The 25,868-nt window shown below is 37.9% G+C and carries 21 protein-coding genes; 11 read left to right on the top strand and 10 right to left on the bottom strand.

Features of this window, described 5'->3' with window-relative positions:
- Positions 1 to 63: 63 nt before the first annotated feature.
- The 4 genes from GJU39_RS02260 to surE form a co-directional block, all read right to left on the bottom strand.
- Positions 64 to 2,307: a SusC/RagA family TonB-linked outer membrane protein gene (locus GJU39_RS02260; RefSeq protein ID WP_154279059.1), complete on the bottom strand. Its 2,244-nt coding sequence runs from the start codon at positions 2,305 to 2,307 to the stop codon at positions 64 to 66.
- A gap of 279 nt (positions 2,308 to 2,586) precedes the next feature.
- Entirely contained in the window at positions 2,587 to 3,693 is a 1,107-nt protein-coding gene (gene lpxB / locus GJU39_RS02255; protein ID WP_154279058.1) for a lipid-A-disaccharide synthase, read from the bottom strand.
- Between the two features lie 55 nt (positions 3,694 to 3,748).
- Positions 3,749 to 4,021: a stationary phase survival protein SurE gene (locus tag GJU39_RS02250; protein WP_154279057.1), complete on the bottom strand. Its 273-nt coding sequence runs from the start codon at positions 4,019 to 4,021 to the stop codon at positions 3,749 to 3,751.
- Positions 4,022 to 4,028: 7 nt separating this feature from the next.
- Positions 4,029 to 4,871, bottom strand: a complete 843-nt coding sequence (gene surE, locus GJU39_RS02245) for a 5'/3'-nucleotidase SurE (RefSeq protein ID WP_154279056.1) — start codon at positions 4,869 to 4,871, stop codon at positions 4,029 to 4,031.
- A gap of 208 nt (positions 4,872 to 5,079) precedes the next feature.
- Between surE and GJU39_RS02240 the strand changes: the two genes are divergently transcribed.
- Complete coding sequence (locus GJU39_RS02240; protein ID WP_154279055.1) at positions 5,080 to 8,013, top strand: M16 family metallopeptidase; 2,934 nt, start codon at positions 5,080 to 5,082, stop codon at positions 8,011 to 8,013.
- Positions 8,014 to 8,202: 189 nt separating this feature from the next.
- On the opposite strand, the gene GJU39_RS02235 is transcribed toward GJU39_RS02240, so the two are convergent.
- A complete protein-coding gene (locus tag GJU39_RS02235; protein WP_154279054.1) occupies positions 8,203 to 9,252 on the bottom strand; it encodes a glycoside hydrolase family 130 protein in 1,050 nt (349 codons plus the stop codon).
- Between the two features lie 389 nt (positions 9,253 to 9,641).
- On the opposite strand from GJU39_RS02235, the gene GJU39_RS02230 reads away from it, so the two are divergent.
- On the top strand, positions 9,642 to 12,734 hold the full coding sequence (locus GJU39_RS02230) for a SusC/RagA family TonB-linked outer membrane protein (RefSeq protein WP_167515631.1): 3,093 nt from the start codon (positions 9,642 to 9,644) through the stop codon (positions 12,732 to 12,734).
- Between the two features lie 16 nt (positions 12,735 to 12,750).
- Entirely contained in the window at positions 12,751 to 14,130 is a 1,380-nt protein-coding gene (locus GJU39_RS02225; protein ID WP_154279053.1) for a RagB/SusD family nutrient uptake outer membrane protein, read from the top strand.
- 67 nt (positions 14,131 to 14,197) lie between these two features.
- On the opposite strand, the gene acs is transcribed toward GJU39_RS02225, so the two are convergent.
- Positions 14,198 to 16,096 carry an acetate--CoA ligase gene (gene acs, locus GJU39_RS02220; protein WP_154279052.1) on the bottom strand — a complete coding sequence of 633 codons (1,899 nt, stop codon included), beginning with the start codon at positions 16,094 to 16,096 and terminating at the stop codon, positions 14,198 to 14,200.
- A 213-nt stretch (positions 16,097 to 16,309) separates the two neighbouring features.
- Here acs and rpmB point away from each other — a divergent pair, with 213 nt between their 5' ends.
- From rpmB to GJU39_RS02185, 7 genes are all read left to right on the top strand, one after another.
- A complete protein-coding gene (rpmB, locus tag GJU39_RS02215) occupies positions 16,310 to 16,543 on the top strand; it encodes a 50S ribosomal protein L28 (RefSeq protein WP_025145121.1) in 234 nt (77 codons plus the stop codon).
- Positions 16,544 to 16,586: 43 nt separating this feature from the next.
- Positions 16,587 to 16,769 carry a 50S ribosomal protein L33 gene (gene rpmG, locus GJU39_RS02210; protein WP_010599807.1) on the top strand — a complete coding sequence of 61 codons (183 nt, stop codon included), beginning with the start codon at positions 16,587 to 16,589 and terminating at the stop codon, positions 16,767 to 16,769.
- Positions 16,770 to 16,851: 82 nt separating this feature from the next.
- On the top strand, positions 16,852 to 17,007 hold the full coding sequence (locus GJU39_RS02205; RefSeq protein ID WP_154279051.1) for a DUF4295 domain-containing protein: 156 nt from the start codon (positions 16,852 to 16,854) through the stop codon (positions 17,005 to 17,007).
- An 82-nt stretch (positions 17,008 to 17,089) separates the two neighbouring features.
- On the top strand, positions 17,090 to 18,052 hold the full coding sequence (gene ftsY / locus GJU39_RS02200) for a signal recognition particle-docking protein FtsY (RefSeq protein ID WP_154279050.1): 963 nt from the start codon (positions 17,090 to 17,092) through the stop codon (positions 18,050 to 18,052).
- Positions 18,053 to 18,167: 115 nt separating this feature from the next.
- A complete protein-coding gene (locus tag GJU39_RS02195) occupies positions 18,168 to 18,542 on the top strand; it encodes a GxxExxY protein (protein ID WP_154279049.1) in 375 nt (124 codons plus the stop codon).
- A gap of 84 nt (positions 18,543 to 18,626) precedes the next feature.
- The gene (gene rimO, locus GJU39_RS02190) at positions 18,627 to 19,958 is read left to right on the top strand and encodes a 30S ribosomal protein S12 methylthiotransferase RimO (RefSeq protein WP_154279048.1); all 1,332 of its coding nucleotides are present in this window, start codon (positions 18,627 to 18,629) and stop codon (positions 19,956 to 19,958) included.
- Positions 19,959 to 20,075: 117 nt separating this feature from the next.
- Positions 20,076 to 20,579 carry a hypothetical protein gene (locus tag GJU39_RS02185; protein WP_154279047.1) on the top strand — a complete coding sequence of 168 codons (504 nt, stop codon included), beginning with the start codon at positions 20,076 to 20,078 and terminating at the stop codon, positions 20,577 to 20,579.
- Between the two features lie 54 nt (positions 20,580 to 20,633).
- Here GJU39_RS02185 and GJU39_RS02180 read toward each other — a convergent pair whose 3' ends face one another.
- The 4 genes from GJU39_RS02180 to GJU39_RS02165 form a co-directional block, all read right to left on the bottom strand.
- The gene (locus GJU39_RS02180; RefSeq protein ID WP_154279046.1) at positions 20,634 to 20,975 is read right to left on the bottom strand and encodes a hypothetical protein; all 342 of its coding nucleotides are present in this window, start codon (positions 20,973 to 20,975) and stop codon (positions 20,634 to 20,636) included.
- 162 nt (positions 20,976 to 21,137) lie between these two features.
- Positions 21,138 to 22,136 (bottom strand): NAD(P)H-dependent glycerol-3-phosphate dehydrogenase, encoded by a 999-nt coding sequence (locus GJU39_RS02175; RefSeq protein ID WP_245227652.1) that lies wholly within the window; start codon positions 22,134 to 22,136, stop codon positions 21,138 to 21,140.
- A 168-nt stretch (positions 22,137 to 22,304) separates the two neighbouring features.
- Positions 22,305 to 23,639: an efflux RND transporter periplasmic adaptor subunit gene (locus GJU39_RS02170; protein ID WP_154279045.1), complete on the bottom strand. Its 1,335-nt coding sequence runs from the start codon at positions 23,637 to 23,639 to the stop codon at positions 22,305 to 22,307.
- Between the two features lie 29 nt (positions 23,640 to 23,668).
- Entirely contained in the window at positions 23,669 to 25,027 is a 1,359-nt protein-coding gene (locus tag GJU39_RS02165; protein ID WP_154279044.1) for a TolC family protein, read from the bottom strand.
- 74 nt (positions 25,028 to 25,101) lie between these two features.
- On the opposite strand from GJU39_RS02165, the gene GJU39_RS02160 reads away from it, so the two are divergent.
- Positions 25,102 to 25,752, top strand: coding sequence for a polysaccharide deacetylase family protein (locus tag GJU39_RS02160; protein ID WP_154279043.1), 651 nt, complete (start codon positions 25,102 to 25,104; stop codon positions 25,750 to 25,752).
- The last annotated feature ends 116 nt before the right edge of the window (positions 25,753 to 25,868 follow it).

Raw genomic sequence — 25,868 nt, 5'->3', positions numbered from 1 at the left:
AGCGGAATCTAAAGTAATGCTTCTCAAAAAAAATAATCTGACAATAAAAAAACCTCTAGTATACTATTGCAATTCCAACGATAATTCCAAACCTTTCGCAGAAATAGTTCCTACGTTAGTATAGATGCTACTCTGAACAAATGGTGGTTGAGGAGAGGTATAGGTATCTAATAAATCAATGATGTTACGCTTGAACAAATCAATCGAACCACTCAGCTTACTGTTAAGCATCGAAAAATCTACCCCAAAGTTATATTCCCGCTTGCGTTCCCATCTCAAATTAGGGTTTGGATTACGGGATGGACCATAAGTTTGCAGCCATTCGCCGTTAGGAAAAGGATACAGGTTTCCAGTACCCAATGTAACTAATGATGCATAATTAGCGAACCCAGAATTACCAGTTTCTCCATAACCGGCTCTGATTTTTAAGAAATTAAGCCATTTGATATTTTCCATAAATTTCTCGCGCGTAATCTCATATGATGCAGAAACCGCTGGGAAACTCGCCCATTTATTATTCGCACCAAACCTGGAAGAGCCTTCTCTCCTTAATACAGCTTCAACATTTACTTTACCATCGTAAGTATAATGAACCCGACCAAATAGTGCGATTAAGGTATTATCATTTTTATTACTGGCCAAACCCACACGGTTGATCCCGACAGGCACACTGCCTAAATTATTCTCTTCGAAAATATCATTTGTATAACCTCTGTTATTAGCACTAAATGATTCATTCACCTCATAACGGTATGAGTATCCGAGCATTCCGGTTAAACGGTGTTTTTCATTAAGGGTTTTGCTGTACTCTATTGTAGGTTCAAAGTTGAAATTTTCATTCAATTCAGTTCCCTTATAAGCATAGCCACCACCTGGTGAATCGCCATTTTCGACTGAGTTTTGACTGCCTAACGTGCGGTACTGGTTATCCACAAATTGATTCCGCTGGTAAGCAACAAATGCCGAGGCCTTTAAACCTGTTAAGATATCCACATCAATTTTCCCATCAGCTGAATAAGTTTGCTGAGATCTTCTACTGGTTTCTTGCGCTAAACGGGCAACTTCATTGGTAATGTTACGGGTAAATAGATAACTTCCATTAGGGTTATAATAAGACTCTGTAGGATTTTTGGTTAAAACATTTTCCCATCCACTGCCACCTAAAAGATTGGCTTTGTTAATATTTGATGCAACATTAAATGAGGCTGTAACACGGTCTTTAAAGCCTTTTTGAGTTAAACTCATTCTAAACTGATATTGTTCTCTGCTGTTTTCTCTGGCAAAGCCATCTAGCTTATTATAAGTGAATGAGCCTCGGTAGTTAGATTTATCGCCCCCACCAGAAACCGATAGATTCTGATAGTTAGTTAAATTATCTTTGTTGATAATGTCATCAAAATAATTAAAATCTCCACCAAAGTCTTTAGCATTATATTGCCCGCTGGCAATTTTCTCTCTAAACTCCGTAGCATTCATAAAATCCGGACGCTCATAGAGTGTTTCGTGTTTTACATAACCATTGTAATTAAACTGAGAAGGCCCTTTGCGTCCTTTTTTAGTGGTTACCAAAATTACACCCGCATTGGCTCTTGTACCATAAATAGCTGCCGCCGAACCATCTTTAAGCACCGAAAAAGATTCAATATCATCTTGTTGCAACAGGTCTAAATTTCCTCCGGGAATTCCGTCAATTACAATTAAAGGACTTGATGTACCTGAAATTGAGGTCACGCCACGAAGTTGAATGGCTACACCTGAATTTGGATTTGAACTGCTCCGGGTAATCTGTAAACCCGCTACTTTACCTTGCAACAAATCCAGTGCATTTCTGGCACCACTCTGTCTGAACTGCGATGTATCAACTTTGGTAATGGCAGATGTTAACTCCCGCTGGCTCCGTGTACCATAACCCACTACCACCACATCATCTAATTTTGTATCTGCTGATACAGCTAGCTTAATGTTTAAGTTGGTTTGTACACCAATAGTTACATTCTGCGTTTGATAACCAAGGTAGGTAATTCTAATCACCTCGTTTTCGTTCGCATCAATTTTGAACTGTCCGTTGGCATCCGTTACGGTACCTTGCCCAGTGGTAACATTCTGTACCCCTACGCCCGGAACACCAAGATTTTTTTCATCAACGACTTTCCCGGTAATGACCTTCCGCACACTTGCCTTGTGCCAGGGAAATTCAAATTCGAGGAAGCCATCGAAATCCTTCCGGTCAGATTCTGCCGAAAACGCTGGGAAACTCGACAAAACAATTGCAGAGATACCAGTGAGTTTAAGTAAATTAATTTTCATTAGCTATTATTTTATGTTTGATATGAAATAGGATGATCATTAAGAATCACTGGCTTTCAAGGCAGAAATGATCTGCTGTTAGCAAATACAAATTGATTCATTTGGTAAGTGTAAATTTGGTTAGTTATCTGGTATTACAATTAATTAGTTCAATATTAGAAAAAATAATCAGTTATTAAAACGATTTAGCAAGTAAAAAAAACGTTACAAAAACGTTTTAGCTAATTGGTAAGAGATTTTGTAGCGGTGATGCTGACTGATTAATTTTCAGGAACTATTTTATGATTTAAGGTAACCGCTAATTAAATGTGCGGTTTTAGCTGATGCGCCTGGTTTTCCCATCAAGCCTGAAAGTTCGTCGTAATTATTAAGCATTTTTGTTCTCCCCTCGCCCTCCAGAATCATCTGCAGTTCGAGGTTCAACCGATCCGGATTGCAGTCTTCCTGAATCAGTTCGGTTACGATTTTTTTATTAACGATGAGGTTAACGAGCGAGATAAATTTAATTTTAACCAGCATCCGGGCAATGGCAATGGAAATTGTTCCTCCTTTATAAACCACCACTTGGGGTACTTTAAACAAAGCGGTTTCCAGTGTAGCAGTGCCAGAAGCCACAATGGCCGCATCTGCAACGTTTAAAAGATTGTATGTATTATTAAAGAGCAGATGAACTTTTTTCGCCCCGGTAAATTGGTGATAATAACTTTCTGAAAAAGTAGGTGCGGCGGCAATGGCGAAAGTATAATCAGGGTAAAGATCTGTCAGGCTAAGCATTACGGGCAGCAGCCTTTCAATTTCCTGTTTTCTGCTCCCAGGCAGCAATGCAATTATTTTTTGGTTACCTAAATTGGTGTTCGTTCGGAAATCTGGATCCGGATTAAATTGTGCAATTTCATCTAATAAAGGATTCCCTACATAATCAACCTTCATTCCCCATTCGTGGTAAAAATCTACTTCGAATGGCAGGATACAAAACATATGATCGACCACCTTTTTGATTTTGAGCACCCGTTTCTGGTTCCAGGCCCAAACTTTTGGAGAAATATAATAGCAGACCTTAATGCCGTTAGCTTTCGCAAATTCTGCAATCTTCAGGTTGAAGCCAGGAAAATCAATCAAGATTAATACATCAGGTTTCCAGTTCAGCACATCTTGTTTACAGGCTTTCATGTTTTTGAAAATCGTTCTTAAATTCAAAACTACTTCAGTAAATCCCATAAAAGCCATTTCAGCATAGTGCTTTACGAGTTCCCCGCCTTCAGCCTGCATTTTATCACCACCGAAATACCTGAAAACAGTGTTACCATCTTCAGCTTTCAAAGCCTTCATTAAATTTGCACCATGTAAATCGCCGGAGGCCTCTCCTGCTACGAGGTAATATTTCATATTTCAGTATTGATGATCTGGCATCCAGACCGTTTTAGCCTGATTCCTTCAATAATTAAAAAACTTTATAAGCGAAGAAGATCAGTGCACAAAGAAAAGTAGCGGCTAAAATTCCCCTTCCAGTATTTTCTTTATTAAACTTAAAAAAATACTGCATTATATATGCGTTAACCGCAATGCCACCAATGTATAACAAATCTGCTTTTGCCAGTGAGGCTACATGATGAATAATAAACCAGGCAATGCCACAAAGAATAGCTGGTGATAATAAACCAATCCCCAGACCTATCCACACTGAATTATTTAGCTTCCTTAGCTGCTCCTGCATATCCGGGTTAGCCTAAATTGATTCCATCTGGTGCAGAAACTTTGCTGGCTTTACCGGCCTTGCCTGTATCATTTGCCTCAAAATTCCAGCTGCTTAATGTTTGAATAGCGTGGTGAGCCGTTAAATCAAACTGTACCGGAACAATAGAAACATAACCGTGTTCCAGCGCCCAAACATCAGTATCTTCTCCCCGATCGAAGTTTTCAAAAACGCCTGTTAACCAATAATACGGACGGTTGTAAGGATCTGTTCGCTCATCAAACTCTTCCATCCATTTGGCGTTAGCCTGACGGCAGATTTTAATTCCTTTTAACTCTCCGCCTTTAGGAAAATTAACGTTTAACAAGGTTCCTGCTGGTAAGCCATTGGCCAGTACCTCTTTGCAAATGTTTTTGATATATTTTTTGGTATGGCTAAAATCAGCATCAGCTGCGAAATCATCCATTGAAAAACCGATAGATGGAATTTTTTCAATTGCACCCTCTACCGCAGCAGACATCGTTCCGGAATAAAGCACATTAATCGAATTATTTAACCCGTGATTAATCCCAGAAACACACAAATCCGGCTTCTTTCCCTTGAAAATTTTATTGACTGCAATTTTAACACAATCTACTGGCGTGCCACTGCATTTATACATTTCTACGCCCTCGTAAAGTGCAACCTTATCAAAACGAATGGGTTTACCAATGGTAATGGCATGGCCCATCCCGCTTTGCGGACTATCTGGAGCTACGACTACTACATTGCCGATTTCCTGCATTACCTCTATCAGGTTTTTGATACCGGTGGCTGTAATTCCATCATCATTAACTACTAAAATATTAGGTTTAGAACTTTGCTTTGTCATGTGTACAAAAATACAGATTATTAAATTCAAGGCGCAATAAACCCCGGTTTAATATCTTATTTTCATTAAATACGGCTCTTTTATTTGTGTTTTGTAAAAAGCATTTCATTCGATAACAGAAAGCATATATATTTGGGTAGAAATGAGGCTGATATCTCAACATTACGCTTGTTGAATGCACTTCGTTTTATAAACCAAAAACAAATCAATGAAAATCAAACTATTTACTTTAGCTTGTTTTCTAATTACGGGTACAGTTGCACAGGCACAAAATACCTATCAATGGAAAACAGGATCCTCTGGCGGCTACAGCTACAAATTCGTAACAAACGATCCTACAAAAACCCGTTTCTATACGCTAAAAAATGGCTTAACAGTTATTTTATCGCAAAATAATAAGGAGCCCAATATTGTATATAAAATGGCTGTGAGGGCTGGAAGTAATACCGATCCACGTACCAACACCGGTTTAGCGCATTATTTAGAACATTTGTTATTCAAAGGAACAGATAAGTTTGGCACGCTGAATTATGTAAAAGAAAAACCCCTTCTGGATAAAATCGAAGCGCTTTACGAAACCTATACCAAAACAACTGATCCGGTAAAACGTAAAGAAATTTATGCTGAAATAGATAAAATTTCTGGCGAAGCTTCTAATTATTCTATCGCAAATGAATACGATAAAATGATGAAATCTATCGGCAGTAATTCAACAAATGCACATACTTCTGTTGAGGAAACTGTTTACGAGGAAGATCTTCCGTCAAATGCCATTGATAAGTTTTTATCTGTTCAGGCAGAACGCTTCCGCGCTCCTGTTTTCCGTATCTTTCATACGGAACTGGAAGCTGTTTATGAAGAAAAAAACATCGGCATGGATAATGACGGACGTAAAATGTACGAGAAAATGCTTTATACCTTGTTCCCTACCCATAATTATGGTCAGCAAACTACAATCGGTACAATAGAGCACCTTAAAAACCCTTCTCTGGTAGAAATCAGGAAATATTACAACAAATATTATGTACCAAATAACATGGCCTTAATTATGTCTGGTGATATTATTTATGATGATTTGATTAAAAAAATAGATCAGGATTTCTCTTTCATGGTTTCAAAGCCATTATCATTGTATAATCCAGCTGCTGAAAAGCCGCTTACCCTGGCTCAAAAAGTAGATATCTATGGCCCGAGTGCTGAAAACTTATATGTGGCTTACCGTGGCTTTGCCCAAAATACACGTCAAAGCTTATTGTTAGATCTCATAGGTAATATCTTATCAAACGGTAAAGCAGGTTTAATGGATATCAACATTAACAAGCAGCAAAAAATGTTGCGGGCAAATGCCGGCTACAATCAAATGAAAGATTATGGGATCTTTGTTTTATCTGGCGCTCCTAAAGCCGGACAAAGTTTAGAAGAGGCCCAAAAGTTGTTGCTAGAACAGGTTGATTTACTAAAAAAAGGCGATTTTGATGAGAGCCTGATTAAGGCAACCGTAGCCAACATCAAACTATCAGAACTACAGGGTTTTGAAAGCAATGATGTACGTGCAGACTATACCATGACTGCTTTTATTCAAAATCGTGGTAATGAGTGGGATAAGACGCTGTCATCAACTGATGCCATGGGCAAAGTAACCAAGAAAGAAATTATAGATTTTGCCAATAAATTCTTCATTAATAATTATGTTTCTATTTATAAGCATAAAGGCGAAGATAAAAGCATCCTCAAAGTAGAAAAACCAACTATTACTGCGGTTAAAACAAACACCAACGAAGTTTCTCCTTTCACAAAAACCATTATTGCTGCACCGGTAAAACCAATTGCACCGAAGTTTTTAGATTATACTAAAGACCTTAATTTTGGTAAAGCTGGCATAGCAGATGTGATTACTGTTCAAAATAATGAGAATGGAATTTTCCGTATGAGCTACCGTTTTGACATCGGTTCTTATAACTATAAGCTTTTGCCATATGCCTCACAATATCTGGCTTTTTTAAGTACCGATAAATATTCGGCAGAAGATATCAGTAAAGCTTTTTATAACATCGCCTGTAACTATAGCTTAAATGTGGGCACAGATTTAACCACTGTTTCTATTTCCGGATTACAGGAAAATTTTGATAAAGCGGTTGCTTTAGTAGAAGATGTGTTGGCTAATTGTAAGCCAAACGAAAAAGCATTGGAAGATTTGAAAGGCAGAATATTAAAATCCAGAGATAATGCAAAATTAAATAAAGCATCTATTTTAGGTGGTTTAATGAGTTTTGCACAATATGGTTCTGATAATCCATTCAACTATGGCTTAACAAACGATGAAATCAAAAACATGAAATCATCTGATCTGATCTATTTGCTACACAACCTTACCAATTACAAGCACACCATTACTTATTACGGCCCAAAAACGTTAACTGCATTATCTGATGATATTGTTAAAGTTCACCGTTTAGCCAGCGAATTTACACCTGCGGCACCGATTAAGAAATTCAATTACACTAAAACAGATTCGAATAAAGTTTATTTTGCAGATTATGATATGGTACAGGCGGAGATTAGATGGGTAAGAAATAGTGGATTATATGATCCGGCCAACGCAGCTAAAATCAGCTTATTTAACAATTATTTTGGGGGTGGCATGGGTTCTATTGTTTTCCAGACCATTCGCGAATCTAAAGCTTTGGCATATTCTACCTTTGCCGTATACTCTTCTCCAAATACGAAAGACAAAGAAAATACAGTAGTGGCTTATGTGGGTACTCAGGCAGATAAAATGAATGATGCAGTTGCCGGCATGAATGAATTATTAAACACGCTACCAGAATCTGATAAGTCTTTCGACCTGTCTAAAACAAATTCTTTAAATGGTTTAGAAACTTCCAGAATTACCAAGGATGGTATTATTATAAGCTATTTAGCTGATCAAAAACTTGGCTTTGACCATGATTCAAGAATTGATGAATACGCTAATTTAAAACCATTAACTTTTACTGATATTAACACCTTTCACCACGATAATTTATCAACCAAGCCATATAGCTATTGTATTGTGGCTTCAGAGAAAAAAATTAACATGGCTGACCTGGCAAAATTTGGTCCCGTTAATAAATTAACACTGGAAGAGATTTTTGGGTACTAAGCCGAAAGTTCAAGCTCGAAGCAGAAAGACTAAAGCTCAAAGCAGAAAGATCAAAGCTTAAAGACGAAAGCGAAATTAATATACAATTAAGCGCATCCCGATTAAACCCGGGATGCGCTTCTTTATTTAGGGATAATTTTATCTATTCTATAGATTGGGTGCAATAGTTGGTTGATCAGTTTTGCTTACCTAAACAGGTTTCAGTGCGCTTAAAATTTCTTTAATCGAAAACTTCGCGCCACAAACAAATTCATCTGCGGCACCATAATAAATGGTTAGTTCATCGCCATCAACCACATGCCCATTGGTAAAAACCACTTCACCAAAAAAACCATTCAGTTCATAATCGGTCGTTGGTTTCATTATGGCCTCATCGGTTTGAGAAATAACGACCGATGGATCGTTCAAATCCATTAAAAAAGCACCCAGACCATATTGATGTTTGGCATTGGCCCCATGATATATTTCTAGCCAGCCTTGTGCTGTTTTAATTGGAGCAGCCCCCGCACCAACCCTTGCACTATCCCATTGGTGTTTTCTGGTTTTGATGATGCATTTATGGTTCCCCCAATGAATGCCGTCGGGCGATTCGGCCAGCCAGATATAATTTCCACCTAAACCTATACTACTCGGACGGTGGAGTGCATAATACTTTCCATTAATCTTTTCTTCGAAAATAGCACAGTCTTTATTGTGTGGGGAAATGATCATTCCATACTTTTCAAAATTTTTCCAATCTTGAGTTGTGCGTAACCCCACCCCTACACCATGTGCAGATACGGCAGTATAAGTTAAATAATAGGTATTATCGATTTGGACGACCCTACAATCCTCTATTCCAAAAGTTTCATTCTCGCCTTCGCCCTGCAATAAAGGATAACCATCAGGTTGATAAAAATGAATACCATCCTCGCTGCAAACCAATCTTAAATGCGAAAGTGTGGTCAGGTAAGCTGTTCCCTTGAAATTTATAATCCTCGGATCATCACCACTTAAATCAGGATCATTCTCATTAATCGCAATAATTTCAATTCCTTCATCTTTTAATATAGGAAAAGAGATTACGCCCGGAACTTGTTCAGGCCGTTCCGCTACACGAATTAGCAACCACACTTTACCATCAAACCTAAATACGCCAGGATTTAATAAACAGGCGATCTCTAAACCTTCCCTGCTCGGAACTAAATCCTTTGGCGATAAAATTGGATTTTCAATAAATCTCCTCCCTTGGTCTTCCATAATATTGTTTTAAAACTGCTATTACTGATAACAAAACAGGCGACCAATGGAGTCGCTATTCGTAATTTTATTATAATCGCTAATTATTGATTATAAGTTTTCCGTACATCATTAATCATTATTGACTTTTATTACTTTTTTAGCCGCTTATTTAAACTTTCTTTTTACGCAAAAATACTTTCTTTTAATTTCCAGGCGCAAATGGTCTTACAAACAAAGCAAATCTTGGCTACGAAATATTAATTTTAAGATTTTACCTTAAAAAAATACCCTTTTAAAGGAAATAGACTTCAGATTTTATTCTTTATATGTTTATGTGCTTTTTTTATTTAAATTCATCTATTATTCTGTTACAAGAATCAATTATCATCACTAAAACTAAACAATTAATGAAGAAACTACTACTTAGTATGGTTTTAACTTTCGGATTAATTTCATTTGCTTTCGCACAAAGCAAAGTGATTAGCGGCAAAGTTACCTCTGGCACTTCCGGTCCTATTCCGGGCGTAAGTGTATTTGTAAAAGGATCACCAGCGAACATTACGCAAAGCGATGCAGCCGGCAATTACAAACTTAACGTTCCGAATGATGCGAAAACCCTCGTTTTTAGCTTCGTCGGTTACACCACTTTAGAAATCCTGATTACCGGCACTTCCATCAATGCTGATCTTAAAGAAGAAAATACCACCTTATCTGATGTGGTAGTGGTGGGTTACGGTACGCAGAATAAACGAGACGTAACAGGCTCAGTCGCTTCGGTAAAATCGAAAGACCTGGAAAATCTACCTGTTACAAGTTTTGAACAGGCTTTGCAGGGTAAGGCTGCAGGTGTTCAAATTGCTGCTCAAAACGGAAAGCTAGGTCAGGGGATTACCGTTCGGGTTCGTGGAGCGGCCTCGGTAACTGCAGGCAGTGAGCCACTATATATCGTAGATGGAATTCCAATAACATCTGGAGATTTTTCCAGCACCACGGCACCCACCAGCGCTTTAGCAGATTTAAACACCAATGATATTGAATCTATCGAAGTATTAAAAGATGCATCTGCATCGGCTATTTACGGCGCTAGGGCATCCAATGGTGTAGTCTTAATCACAACAAAACAAGGAAAGGCCGGAAAAACACTTATCCAGTTTAATGCACTTGGAGGGATTAGCACGCCATCTAATCACAGAGATTTTTTAACAGCAGAACAATACGTTCAAATTGAAAGACGGGCGGGGCAAGGCGCTGCAAATCAAGATTTTTTAAATGGAGATTATGCAACCTTACAAGAAGCATTAGACGATTATAGCACGACTATCGAAGCACGTTTAAACCGCTATTCAGCTGGTAATAATGATTATCAAACTTATAAAGTTAATTCCAATTGGGAGGCGGCATCTTTTCAGGATAATCCTGCTACGCAACAATACGACCTGAATTTAACGGGAGGTAACGACAAAACAAAATTCTATATTGGTGGTCAGGCGCTGGATCAAAAAGGAATTATTATTGGAAATAGCTATAAACGCTATAGCGGAAGATTAAACCTCACCAATAAGGTAACTGATTTCCTGGAAGTAGGCGTAAACCTTAATTTCTCCAACAGTATTAACAATCGTTTATCAAATGATAACGCTTTCTCAAGCCCGCTACAATCGGTAGCATTATCACCTATTACGCCTTTTATTGATCCAAGATCAGGATTAATCAGTGGAACTTTGCCAGGGGCAGCTTCTAACTACCCTGTGTATTATAACCCTTTTATCAGTATTGACAATGCTTTTTACAAAGCAACCGTTTACAGGACCATTGGTAAGGCTTTCGCAAATATCAATCTGGCTAAAGGTTTAAAATTCAGCACTGATTTCTCCGTAGATAACTTAAATCAAAACGAAGAGAGCTATTATGGTTCATTAACTTTTAGAAATACAGGAACATCAAATGGAGATGGTCAGAATATTTCAACCTTCGTTATTAATACAAACACCAATAATTTTTTAAGCTACAATAAGACGACAGGAAAAAGTGCTTTTGATGTTATTTTAGGTACAAGTTATCAAAAATCTACTACTAAATATAGTACCATCGAAGGACAGGATTTTCCTAGTGATTCTTATATAAAATTAGGGTCTGCTGCTACAAAGGTAATAGCAACCAGTAACGAAAGCGCTTTTAGCTTTTTATCTTACTTTTTTAGAGCGAATTATAAGTACAATGATCGTTATTTAGTTGGTTTCAGCGTTAGAGCAGATGGATCATCTCGTTTTGGAGCCAACCAGAAGTACGGTTATTTCCCTGCAGGATCAGTTGCCTGGATAGCTTCTGAAGAAGATTTCTTAAAACAAAGCGAAAGCATTAGCTTATTAAAACTAAGGGCCAGCTACGGTTTAACGGGTAATGCGGAAATTGGAAACTATTCAGCACGTGGCTTATTTAGCGGAACAGGTGCATACGGTGGCCTGCCCGGACAAATCCCCTCCAGAATTGCTAATCCGGATTTGACCTGGGAAAAAACCAAACAACTTGACATTGGCATTGATTTCGGTATTTTCAAAAACCGGATTACTGGTGTTTTTGATTTCTATCAGAAAAATACAACAGATTTATTATTAGATGTACCCGTACCACAAACTACAGGGTTTTCTACCAAAACCCAAAATTTAGGTTCATTAAAAAATACGGGATTTGAATTGGGTATCAACACCGAAAACCTTATTGGTGCTTTTAAATGGTCTACCGCAATAACGGGTGCAATCAATAACAATAAAATTACTGATCTGGGCGGCCAGGTTCTAAATACTAATGAGATTAATGCAGCTGTTGCAGGTCAGCCGATCGGTGTATTTTATTTACCAGAATATGCAGGCGTGGACCCGGCAAACGGAGATGCACTTTACTACCGAAACTCAACAGATGCTGCCGGTAATTTAGATCGATCTACTACTACAAATATCAATGAAGCTCAACGAATATTTGCAGGCAATCCTAACCCAAAGTATACTTTTGGCTTGAATAACACTTTTTCATATAAAAATTTCGACTTAGGCGTATTTTTTCAAGGGGTATCCGGAAATAAGATTTTCAATGCCGGCGGTCAGTACATGAGTGCTAATGCCTCAAATGGTTATGATAATCAAACTGCTGATCAAATGGATTATTGGGATAAGCCCGGAGATGTTACAATTGTACCGGAACCACGCTTATTTGCGGGTAATGGTATTGGAAACTCTACCAGGTACCTATCAGATGGAAACTACATCCGACTAAAAACTCTAACCCTCGGCTATACTTTCCCTACATCAGTATTATCTAAAATCAAACTCAGTAAATTGCGCTTATATGCAACAGCCCAAAATTTAGCTACCATTACAGGTTATAAAGGATGGGATCCGGAAGTAAATGCAGATTATCAATCATCAAACATTAATCAGGGTGTAGATTTTTACTCTGCGCCCCAACCACGGGTGATTTCAATTGGTCTAAACATTGGCTTGTAATTTAAATAGAATCGAAATGAAAAAAACATATATAAATAACCTCATATTCGCTTGCCTGCTATTAATAGCTTTATCATCGTGCAAAAAAGCCCTCGATATAGATCCTGTTGATACCATTGAACAAAGTAATGCTTTACGTACCTCTAAAGATGTAGAAGGTGCTTTAGTTGGCGCGTACTCAGATCTCGGTAGCCGTAATTTCTTTGGCGGCCGTCCGTTTTTAATTACCGATTTCCTGGCAAATACCGATGCCATTGAATGGTTTGGAACTTATGAAGAATTAACCCAAGCCATTAACAAATCACTACTTAAAACAAACACCTTTGTTGATAATGTTTGGGCTTCAGGTTATACTGCAATTAATGATGCCAATAATGTAATTGCGGCGATAGATAAAGTAGACGCAGCCAAAAAAACCAGGGTTGAAGGAGAAGCCAAATTTATTAGAGGAGCTGCCTACTTTGAATTGGTTCGGATATTCGGAAAAGCCTATAATGATGGCTCACCAACAACAAATTTAGGAGTGCCAATAGTGTTAACACCAACAAGTTTAGTAAATGAATCAAGCTATGTAAGTAGAGCAACAGTATCTGCAGTATATAATCAGGCAATTGCCGACTTAACCGATGCGGAAGCTAAACTCCCGGCAACGAATGGTTTCTTCGCCACTAAATCTGCTGCAGCAGGCATGTTAGCCCGGTTGTACCTACAAATGAGCAATTACAGCGCGGCAGCAGCAGCGGCAAACAGGGTAATTACATCAGGAAACTATCGTTTAACACCTACCTATCTGGATGCTTTCCCACAAATGCCGGAAAGTGGTAAACCAGCAAAACCAGGGGAAAATTCTACAGAAGATGTTTTCGCCATGCAGGTGACGACATTAACTGGTTTTAATGGTTTTAACGAATTTTATGGCTCTTCAACATTTGGTGGACGTGGAGATGCCGTAATTTCACAAGATTGGATCGATGCTACCTATAGTGCAGATGATGATCGTATTAATGCCTTTTATGACGATGGCGATATTTTCACTGCTAAATTTGGAAACCAGTATGGAAATGTTCCTGTAATTAGATTGGCAGAAATGTATTTAATTAGGGCAGAAAGCAATGTTCGTTTATCACCGGCTGCGCCAGTAGGCGGCCAAACACCTTTGCAGGATTTGGCTGCAGTTAGGGAAAGGGCAGGATTAACGACCACTACAGCTACCTTAGCAAACATCCTCAATGAAAGAAAACTGGAATTTGCATTTGAAGGATTCGCTTTAAACGATGCGAAGAGAACCCAAACCAATATTGGTAATTTAGCCTGGAATTCTAACAGATTGGTTTTTCCTATTCCTCAAAGGGAAATGGATGCAAACACAAAGTTAGTTCAAAACCCGGGATACTAACCCTAATCTTTTAAAACAAGAAATGCTCCTGAAGTCGGGAGCATTTCTTGTTTAACTGATATTTTAATTATTTCAGCGCCTTCGCTGCTTCAATTATTTCTTCTACCACATTTGGATCAAGTAAGGTAGACGTGTCGCCTAAATTAGCGGTATCGCCCTCAGCAATTTTCCTTAAAATTCTCCGCATAATTTTACCAGATCGCGTTTTAGGTAATCCGGAAACAAATAATATTTTATCTGGCTTTGCAATAGCGCCAATCACCCTGGTAACGGTTTGCAGGATATCTTTTTTAGTTAGCTCTGCTTCACCATGCATTTCCGGATTGATCACAAAAGCATAAATCCCCTGCCCTTTCACATCATGCGGATAACCCACCACTGCGCTTTCTACTACACCTGCATGCATGTTAATGGCATTTTCTACTTCAGCGGTGCCAATTCTATGGCCTGATACATTTAAAACATCATCTACCCGGCCAGTAATCCTGTAATAACCATCCTGATCGCGCAAACATCCGTCTCCGGTAAAATAAAGATCCGGGTAAGTAGAGAAATAAGTTTGCTTGCAACGTTCATGGTCGCCATAAGTTGTTCTTAACATGCCTGGCCAGGGAAATTTAATACAAAGATTCCCCATTACATCATTGCCCAGAATCTCTTTTCCGTTCTCATCAACCAGAATAGGCTGAATTCCGGGTAAAGGTAAAGTAGCGAAACTAGGTTTAGTCGGCGTAACGGTTGCTATCGGCGAAATCATAATCCCCCCGGTTTCCGTCTGCCACCAGGTGTCTACAATTGGCGCTTTACCATGACCAATCTTCTCATCAAACCAATGCCAGGCCTCTTCGTTGATGGGCTCTCCTACCGACCCTAAAACACGAATACTGCTTAGATCTTTCCCCTCCAATGGCCCCTCACCATAACTCATCAAAGAGCGAATAGCTGTAGGTGCGGTATATAAAGTATTTATTTTATGCTTTTCTATAATATCCCAAAAACGTGACGGCGTTGGGTAAGTAGGAATGCCCTCGAACAATACAGAGGTAGCACCCTGAGAAAGCGGACCGTAAACAATGTAGGAGTGGCCTGTAATCCAGCCAATATCTGCAGTACAAAAATAAACTTCGCCGGGTTGATAGTTAAATACATTGGTAAACGTGTAACCTGCGTAAACCATATAGCCGCCACAAGTGTGAACTACACCTTTCGGCTTTCCGGTTGAGCCTGAAGTATAGAGAATGAAAAGCATATCTTCTGCATCCATCTCTTCGGCTTCACAAATATCATTTACGTGTTTAACTTCATCTTCCCACCAAACATCACGCCCTTTTAGCATGGAAACCGGCGTACGCACATGGGTTAACACGATACACTTCTCTACGGTAGGGCATCCGATTAAGGCATCATCTATTACATCTTTTAACGGTATTTGTTTACTTCCACGGTAGGCGCCATCTGCAGTGATGACTAACTTACATTGGGAATCGTTGATGCGATCTGCAATAGATTTAGCAGAGAAACCACCAAAAATTACAGAGTGCACGGCACCTATTCTTGCACAGGCCAAAACGGCAATTGCAAGCTCCGGAACCATAGGCATATAAATACAAATCCGGTCGCCCTTTTTTGCCCCATTGCGTTTTAAAACGTTGGCAAAGCGGCAAACCCGTTCGTGCAACATCTTATAAGTTAGGGTTACACTTTCCTCTTCATGGCTATTGGGTTCCCAGATAATGGCTGGTTTATCGCCATTTTTTTCGAGGTGACGATCAAGACAATTTTCGGTAATATTAAGTTTTGCACCTTCAAACCATTTGATATTGGGTTCTTTGAAATCCCACGATAATACTTTATACCAGGGTTTTCGCCATTGAAAATTCTGCGCAACTTCACCCCAGAATTGCTCGGGATTTTCTACGCTTTTCTTAAAATCTTCTTCGTATTGCTTAAAAGATGTAATTTGCATCGCTCGATTATATGTTTTGGATTAGTATCGGCTAATTTAATTAAATAATGATAAGGAGAAATATTCAAACGAGATTAAAATCAATCTGCCGGAGTAATTAAAAAATATATGAAAATATTTAGCGGTGCTCTTGCTCTTTTCATTTATTATTCAGATATTTGCACACTCTTAAAAAAATTAAGCGGACGATATTAACAACTATATTTACAAGTCATGTCAAGAGTTTGTGATTTAACAGGAAAAAAAGCAATGGTAGGTAACAACGTTTCTCACTCAAACGTTAAAACCAAACGCAAATTTTACCCGAACCTTCAACTTCAGAAATTTTATATTCCTGAAGAAAACCGTTGGATTACGTTGAAAGTTTCGACTTCAGCGATTAAAACCATTAATAAAGTGGGTATCAGCGAAGCCATCAACCGTTTCGTTAAAAAAGGATTTTTGTAAAAAACATTAACTGTTGAGATTAACAGTTTAAATTTATATTATAATGGCAAAAAAAGGTAACAGAGTTCAGGTTATTTTAGAATGTACTGAACATAAAGAAAGTGGCATGCCAGGTATGTCTAGATATATTTCTACCAAGAACCGTAAAAACACAACAGAGCGTTTAGAATTGAAAAAATTCAATCCAGTGTTGAGAAAAGTAACCGTACATAAAGAAATTAAATAGTTGAATGATAGATTGACCGAAAGGTTGAATTAATTTCAATCCTTCCAACATTCTCTAACTCAATCATTAAAAACATAAGAACATGGCAAAGAAAGTAGTTGCGACCCTTAAAACAGGTAGTGGTAAAGAATATTCGAAAGTAATTACAATGATTAAATCACCAAAAACCGGTGCTTATTCATTCAAAGAACTTATCGTACATAACGACCACGTAAAAGATGCTATTGCATCTAAATAAGATTAATATTTTTAATATTTAAAATATTAAAGGCCGTTCCGTTTTAACCGGAAGGGCTTTTTTTCGTTATATAAATTTAGATATGGGTTTATTCGATTTTTTCAAAAAGAAAGAAACTGCACCTGAAGCGCAGGAAGCACTGGATAAAGGCTTAGAAAAAACAAAAGATGGTTTTTTCAATAAGATAACCAAAGCTGTTGCAGGTAAATCTTCTGTTGATGATGAGGTACTGGATAACCTGGAAGAGGTTTTGGTTACTTCTGATGTTGGTGTAAGCACCACATTAAAAATTATTAAACGGATTGAAGAACGCGTATCGAAAGATAAATACCTTAACACATCTGAACTGAATTACATTTTACGCGATGAAATTCAATTTCTACTGGCAGAAAATAACAGCAACGATTTCCGTCAGTTCGAATATGGCGACCATAAACCTTACGTCATTATGGTAGTTGGGGTTAATGGAGTTGGTAAAACTACCACCATTGGTAAACTGGCCCATAAGTTAAAAGAATCAGGACTGAAAGTAGTGTTAGGTGCTGCAGATACTTTCAGGGCTGCTGCGGTAGAACAGATCAAACTTTGGGGTGAACGCGTGGGCGTTAGGGTGGTTGCGCAGGCGATGGGTTCAGATCCGGCTTCTGTTGCTTTCGATACTTTACAATCTGCTGTAGCCGCTGGTGAAGATGTGGTGATTATTGATACCGCTGGCCGGTTGCATAACAAAGTTGGCTTGATGAACGAGCTTGGCAAAATTAAGCAGGTGATGCAAAAGGTTATACCCAATGCACCGCATGAAATTTTATTGGTTTTAGACGCTTCAACTGGTCAGAATGCTTTTGAACAATGTAAACAGTTTACTGAAGCTACTGATGTGAATGCATTAGCCATTACTAAACTAGATGGAACAGCTAAAGGTGGAGTTGTGATCGGGATTTCAGATCAGTTTAAAATACCTGTTAAATATATTGGTGTAGGAGAAAAAATAGGCGATTTGCAGCTGTTCGATAAAAAAGAATTTGTGAATAGTTTGTTTAAGTAACGTGCAAGCAGTTGATTACACAGATTTTTAAGTGATTCCATCGATCTGGGTAGTTGACATTTCTGAATGATTGAAGATGGCTGGGCGATAAGATAGATTTTTGATATCTTTAAATATGATTGAAGATCAAAAAGATAGCCTGACTGCAACAATAATCGGATGCTGTTACCAAGTCCATAATCAGCTTGGACCAGGATTTCTGGAAAAGATCTACGCAAATGCCCTAAAAATACAATTGAAAGAGGCTGGTTTAATATTTGAGGCCGAGAAAGAATTTGATGTAATATTTCAAAACGTGAGGATAGGGAAATTTAGATGTGATCTTTTGGTAGAGGATAAAGTCATCGTTGAATTGAAATCTGTAACTGGCTTTCAACCGAAATTGTTCCAAAGCCAGCTGTTGTCTTATCTAAAAGCCAGCAATATAAAAACAGGTTTATTAATTAATTTCGGAAACACCAGTTGCGAAGTTAAAAGATTGTCAATGTAAAGGTATAAACTGGTGGAAAATCATCGGCAATAGTGATGAACACTTAATCTGTGAATCATGTATAATCGGTGAAATCATATAAATATGAATACAAAAATAGCAAGAAATAAAACAGCAGTTAAACAACCTAAAATCAATGTAATTACTTTGGGTTGCTCAAAAAATATCTACGATTCGGAGGTGTTAATGGGTCAGTTGCGTGGAAACAATTTAAATGTGGTTCACGAATCTGATAAGATGGGGAAAGATGATATCGTGGTAATTAATACCTGTGGTTTCATCGACAATGCTAAACAAGAATCAATTGATACCATCCTGCAATTCAGTGAATTGAAAGAAGCTGGTAAAATTGGAAAAGTGGTAGTAACGGGATGCTTATCTGAGCGTTACAAACCAGAATTAGAATCAGAAATTACCAACGTTGATGCCTTTTTCGGCACAAACGATTTACAAAATATCCTGCACGAATTAGGTGCAAATTACAAACACGAACTTATTGGTGAACGTTTGCTTACCACGCCATCACATTATGCATATTTTAAAATTGCAGAAGGCTGTAATCGTCCATGCTCATTTTGCGCCATTCCGCTGATGCGCGGAAAGCACATGAGTAAACCAATGGAAGAATTGGTTAATGAGGCTAAAATTCTTGCTAAAAACGGCACTAAAGAACTTATTTTAATTGCGCAGGATCTTACCTATTACGGATTAGATTTATACGGTGTTCGTAAGTTAGATGAGTTAATGCGCCGCATTTCTGACGTACCAGGTATTGAGTGGATTCGCTTGCAATACGCCTACCCTTCTGGCTTCCCAATGGAAATTTTAGATGCCATGAATGAGCGTGATAACATTTGTAAATACCTGGATATGCCGCTGCAGCACATTACAGATAACATGCTGAAATCAATGCGCCGCGGTACCACCAAGCAAAAAACAATCGACCTGGTTAATCAGATCAGAGATAAAGTACCCAATATTGCCATGCGTACCACTTTAATTTGTGGTTATCCAGGCGAAACACAACATGATTTTGAAGAAATGGCTGCCTGGGTGGCTGATACCAAATTTGATCGCTTGGGTTGCTTTACTTATTCTCACGAAGAAAAAACCCATGCACATACACTTATTGATGATGTGCCTGAAGAAGTAAAACAACAACGCGTTGATGACATTATGGAAATTCAACAAGGGATTTCCTTCGATATCAATCAGGAGAAAGTAGGCCAAACGTTTAAAGTATTGGTTGATAAAAAAGAAGGGGATTTCTTTGTTGGAAGAACTGAATTTGATTCTCCTGAAGTAGATAATGAAGTTTTAATTGACGCTGCAACCGGTTATGCTGCAAACGGAAGTTTTGTTAAAGTTAAAATAGACCGGGCAGAAGACTTCGATTTATACGGAACGATTGTTTAAAAATAATCATACTTACATCAATCCCGATAGCTACGCTAACGGGATTTTTTTTGCTGTATATTCTGCAGTCTTTGTAGCGATATTTATAGTAGCCCCGTTTAAAGGAAAAAACTAATTATGAAAAAAGTCTTTATTACGCTCGCCGTGATGTTTATTATTGGTATTGGTTGCAAAAAGAACCTTGATCCCGGAGGCGGGCCATGTGCTTGTTCCCCCGTCACAGAAGCTTACTTTAGTTTGTCGATAAAAAGCAGCAATGGTTCTGATTTGTTAAATGCAACAAATACTGGTGCCTTTACTAAAGATCAGATTCAACTTTATTATAAAGATGCTCAAGGTGTTTCAAAACCTGTTGAGTTTAGTATCAGGCCGCCTTTTTCAACACCGAAAACGGCATATGCATTTAACCAGATATTTTCCACTACCCTTGCCGAGATTGCAAGAGGAGGAAATAATATTTTTTTCCTAAAGTTGGGCAATCGTCCACCCATGGAAATGAATGTTAAAGTTATCGGAACTAAAACAGAGCGGCTTCTTATTGATCAGACTGAAGTGCCGTTAGAAACTTCCGTGGCAGACGATGATTTCTATATTAAAAGCATATTTTCTCTAAAATTATAGAAAAAAAAAGCAGCTCATTTCGTTGAGCTGCTTTCTTTAAAAATATGCCAGATACTATTTTTTAGATGCTGGTCTCGTTTTAATCTGGCTAGGTTTTAACCAAATCTTCGCGCCTTTAGCATTAACGTAATACTTTTCATTTTTTGCGTTGATGTACACATCAGAGCCATCTGGTGCCATTTTACCTTTCCAGGTTTTATCTGCAACTTTCGAACCTCCTTTAACAGCAACTTCAGCGGTTTTATTACCTACTGATTTTGCTCCTTTTCCAATTGCTTTACCCGTATGATCTAATGCTTTACCTACTTCTGTTTTTTTCTCTTGTGCACCGGCACTGAAGGTTAATCCACCAACTAATGCAAGCGCTAATAATCCGATTGAAAATTTCTTTTTCATGGCCTTTATATTTATTTCATGTGATAACAGACAACGCATTGATTTGTTTTAATTCGAGGCATTACAAACTGTTAAATTTGTTTTTCTTCATGAATTTTTCATTTAACTGGTAGAAAGGAATTCGCCTGGATTAAGGTGCTCGACAGATCTCCTTGTTAAAAATCAATTTAATTTCTCTGCCAGTAATTTCATCTCAATCCGTGGTGAACGATTTCCATATAAAATATTGTGCACAGCTTTACTAATGGGCATATCTACTTCATAAGCCTGATTTTTAATATGCATACATTTTACTGCATAATAACCCTCAGCAACCATATTCATTTCCAATTGGGCTGATTTTACCGTGTAGCCTTTCCCTACCATGTTTCCGAATGTGCGGTTACGGCTAAATTGAGAATATGCCGTAACTAATAGGTCGCCGAGATAGGCCGATTCTTTAATGTCGCGGTTAATAGGGTGTACTGCATCAACAAAGCGCTTAATTTCCCGGATGGCATTGCTAATCAGAACCGCCTGGAAATTATCGCCATAACCAATACCATGACAAATACCACTGGCAACAGCATAAATGTTTTTCAACACTGCAGCATACTCCGTTCCGAAAATATCATCAGAAACATTTGTTTTGATATATCTGGTATTCAGGAAAGCGGCAAAGGTAGATGCAACCTGAATATTGGTACAGGCAATGGTAAGGTAAGACAGTTTCTCAAAAGCAACTTCTTCTGCGTGACACGGACCACTTACCACTAAAATATCGTCGTAAGGAACACTATAAATTTCATGTAAAAATTCTCCGATAATCAAATTATCTTCCGGTACAATTCCTTTAATGGCAGAAACAATCTTTTTTCCTTTTAAGTCTTCAGCCGTGATCCCATTTAAACTCGCTTTTAAAAAAGCAGCAGGAACATTTAAGATTACAAAATCAGCCGATTTAATGATGCAGGCAATATCTGAGGAGATATTATCTTCGGGTAACTTGATCTCTACCGAACTTAAATAATGAGGATTATGCTTGAACTTTTTGATATGTTCTATCGCAACTTCATTCCGCATCCACCAATATATATCTTTCTCTGATGAATTATCAGATAGCATTTTCACAATAGCTGTAGCCCAACTACCGCCCCCTATCATCGCTATTTTAGGTACCATGTTATAAAAAAAGGTTTAAGGTAAAAGGTGCAACATATTATGAAAAAAGGTAAAGGTGTAAGACTTAAGATTTAGACCATTGCCTATAACCCTAAACCTTACACCCCAAACCCTAAAGTTTACACCTCAAACCTTTGCAAGTTACTATTTCTTGCGATTAATTATAAACTACTTTTTACCGTCTTTGCTAAATAATTGGTCTTTAGCCGTTTTCTCTACAATCATTCCGTCCTTCAGTTTATTCTGAATAGCAGAATAGGGACCAGTTACAATTTCCTGTCCGGATTTTAGACCAGATTTAACAATGATAAACTGATCATTCTGAATTCCTGTAGTTACTTCAACCTTTTTAACTTTTTTAGTTTTTGCATCATAATTGTATACAAACTGCTTAACTTTCTTATCAGCTAATTTTGATTTTTGCTTATCAGAGTTCTCCCCGGTATTTTCGTTCTTATCTGAACTTTTACCGCTATCAGTAAACACAGCCTGAATTGGAATGGCTAAACCGTTAAGAGAGGCACTTTCAATATCTACCGTTGCAGACATTCCCGGACGGAAGATCGACTGTTGCTTTCCTTCCATAACCTCTGTGATTCTGATTTTTACAGAGAAATTAGTCACCTGATCTACCGAGGTAGCGGTTACCGTTCCAACAGCAGTTGATGAACTGGCAATTTCAGTAACCACTCCTCTAAATTTCTTATCTGAAAATGCATCTACTTCTATTGATGCTTTATCTCCTACTTTGACACGGGTAATATCATTCTCATTAACATCAACATTAACTTCCATTGAAGATAAGTTTGAAATCCGCATGATTTCTGTTCCGGCCATTTGCGAGGTACCTAAAATACGATCGCCCAATTCTATAGAAAGTTTTGAAACCACCCCATCAGCCGGGGCATAAATGGTTGTTCTGGCTAAGTTTGCACCAGCTTCCTTAACATTTGCGCCAGTTTGCTCGAGCGTAAATTTAGCACCTGTTACGCTTTCTTTTGCACTGGCTAATGTTGCTTTTGCTGTTAAATATGCTGCTTTTGCCGAATCAAATTCAGACGCAGAAATTACCTTTTTCTTAAAAAGCTCTACATTACGTTTATAAGTAGCTTCTGCGTTAACAAAATTAGCCTGATTTTGTATCAGCTGTTGTTGTGCCGCGGCAACGCTAGCTTTTTGCGCATTAAAAGACGCAACTGTTCGCTCGTATCCTGATTGTAAAATATCCGGCCGAACCTTACAAAGCAACTGGCCTGCTTTTACAATATCACCTTCTTTAACCGTTAATTGCACCACTTCTCCTGAGACTTCAGAACTTAATTTCACTTCAGTTTCTGGCTGGATTTTACCACTAGCCGTAACTGTTTCAACAACCGTTTTTGCCGATGCTTTCTCTGTAGTTACTTTTTCAGTTTTATCGCCCCCGATTACTCCAGTAAGCTTCAGTGTGATTAAAATGGCTATGATAACACCAATGGTAATTAATATGTGCTTCAGTTTCATAATTGTTAATGTGTTTCCTTTGTGGTTATTTAAAATGTTATCTGTTTCCCTAAATAATAATCAATCACCTTTGCCCTGAACAAAAGGTCGTATTTAGCCTGTATAAAATCTATTTCAGCTTTATTTCTATTGGTTTGCGCTGTGCTGAAATCCAAGGAATTTACCAAGCCAACATTATAGCGTTGTTCAACTACATAAAAGGCATCTTTTTGTGCGTCAAAAGCATTTTGGGTCGAACCATAACGGCTTTGCGCAGCTTTCAGATCTGTTGTAGCCTGAAAAATAACTTTATTTAAATTATTTTTCGCAAGTTGCTCAGTCGTTAAACTATTCTGATATGTAATTTTCGCTCTGCGAACAGTTGATCGAGCTGTAAACCCATTAAAAATTGGTATCTGCAAACTCATTCCAACACTTTGCCCTAAACGTTGATTTATCTGGTCGGCAAAAGAAGACTGAGGAAATGCCCCGGCGTAATTAAACTGGTAGGAATAGGAGGTATTAAGCCCAGCCCCGAAACTTAATGACGGATAATAAGCCCCTTTCGCAACGGCGATTGCTTGCTTATCTGCCTGAGTACGTAAACTTGCTAATTTGATGTCGGGAAAAATATTTAATGCATTATTATAAATTTCATCAGCGCTTGCTGTAGAAGGAACAGCTTTCACATTATCAATTAACGGTGCCTGAACGACGAATTTTTGATTTGGCTGCATCTCCATTAATTGCCCTAGTGTAAGATAGGAAATAGACAATGCGTTTTGAGCATTAGTTAAGTTAAGTTCTGCAGTCGCAACCTGTGATTTAGCCTGAGAAACATCAGCAAGAGTTTTATTACCAGCATCGAGTAATGCATTTTCTCTTGTTAAAGTTTTGTTTGCAATATCTAATTGTTCTTTAGACGCCCTTTCTAAATCCGTATTATATAGTACCTGAAGATATGCCGTAACAACATTCAAGATTAAATCATTTTTAACTTTTTCAACATTAGTTTGATCAGCAGCTAACAGCAGCTTATTTTGTCGAATTTGATTGATTTTAGAAAAACCCTGAAACAAATCTACATTGGTAGTTAAGTTACCACTTGTATATAAAGATGTTTGATTGGTAACCTGAAAAGTCGTTTGATCCAAACCACGTCCGAAAGTTAAGTTTGGATTTATACTTGCAGTCAAATTTGGATAAAGCGCATATTTAGATTGTCTTAAATTCTCATCCGTTATTGCAGCACTAAACTGAGCCTGCTTAATGGTAAGATTATTTTTTAAGGTATTATCAACCGCTTGTTGTATGGTTATTACTTCCTGTGCTTTAAGTGTTTGGCTAAAACCAAGCGCAACTAATATTACAGAACCGGCGAAAAATTTTGTTTGGGTAAACATCTTCATAATTTGGTTTCAAATCTATATAAACGACTTTAATAATTTCAATCTGTACAAGCATTTACTAACTTTGAAGTTAAATGTACCTGATCAAATCACCGCTTCTGCTAAAATGGTATTACCCATCATTACTTTGGAATAAATCCCGCACCGAAAAAGTTATTTATTTGACCTTTGACGATGGACCTATACCCAATGTTACAGATTTTGTTTTAAAAACTTTAAAAGCTTTTAGTGCAAAAGCTACTTTTTTTTGCATCGGTGATAATATTGTTAAGCATCCCGACGTTTACGCACAGGTCATAAACGACGGACATGCCATCGGAAACCATACTTTTAATCATTTAAAAGGATGGAAAACCGACGATGAAACCTATATTCAAAATACTTTAAAGTGTCAGGCACTTACGCAATCCAATCTTTTTCGGCCACCTTACGGAAGAATAAAGAAATCTCAGATTAAAAGTCTTAAGTCTTTAGTCGTAAGTCCAGACTCAAGACTCAAAACTCAAAACTCCCAACTAAACATCATCATGTGGGATGTGCTCAGCGGAGATTTTGACATTAACCTTTCTCCCGAAAAATGTTATCAAAACGTGATAAAACATACCGAAAATGGCTCCATTATTGTATTTCACGATAGCCTGAAAGCATTCGACCGGTTAGCATACGCGCTACCCCGGGTTCTAAAATATTTTGCAGATAAAGGTTTCACTTTTTCAACATTGTAGTTAGAAGCCATTCTAATGCCATTACAGCTGAGGGCTGTTATTGATCGCATGAACACAGATAATGCTGGTTCTTTATTTTTCAGGTGTTCACAATTGAACAGTACCGTTCGTTAACG

Origin of the sequence: Pedobacter petrophilus, assembly GCF_009674725.1 — a bacterium.
GTDB lineage: Bacteria > Bacteroidota > Bacteroidia > Sphingobacteriales > Sphingobacteriaceae > Pedobacter > Pedobacter petrophilus.
This window is presented reverse-complemented; position numbering and strand designations above follow the sequence as displayed.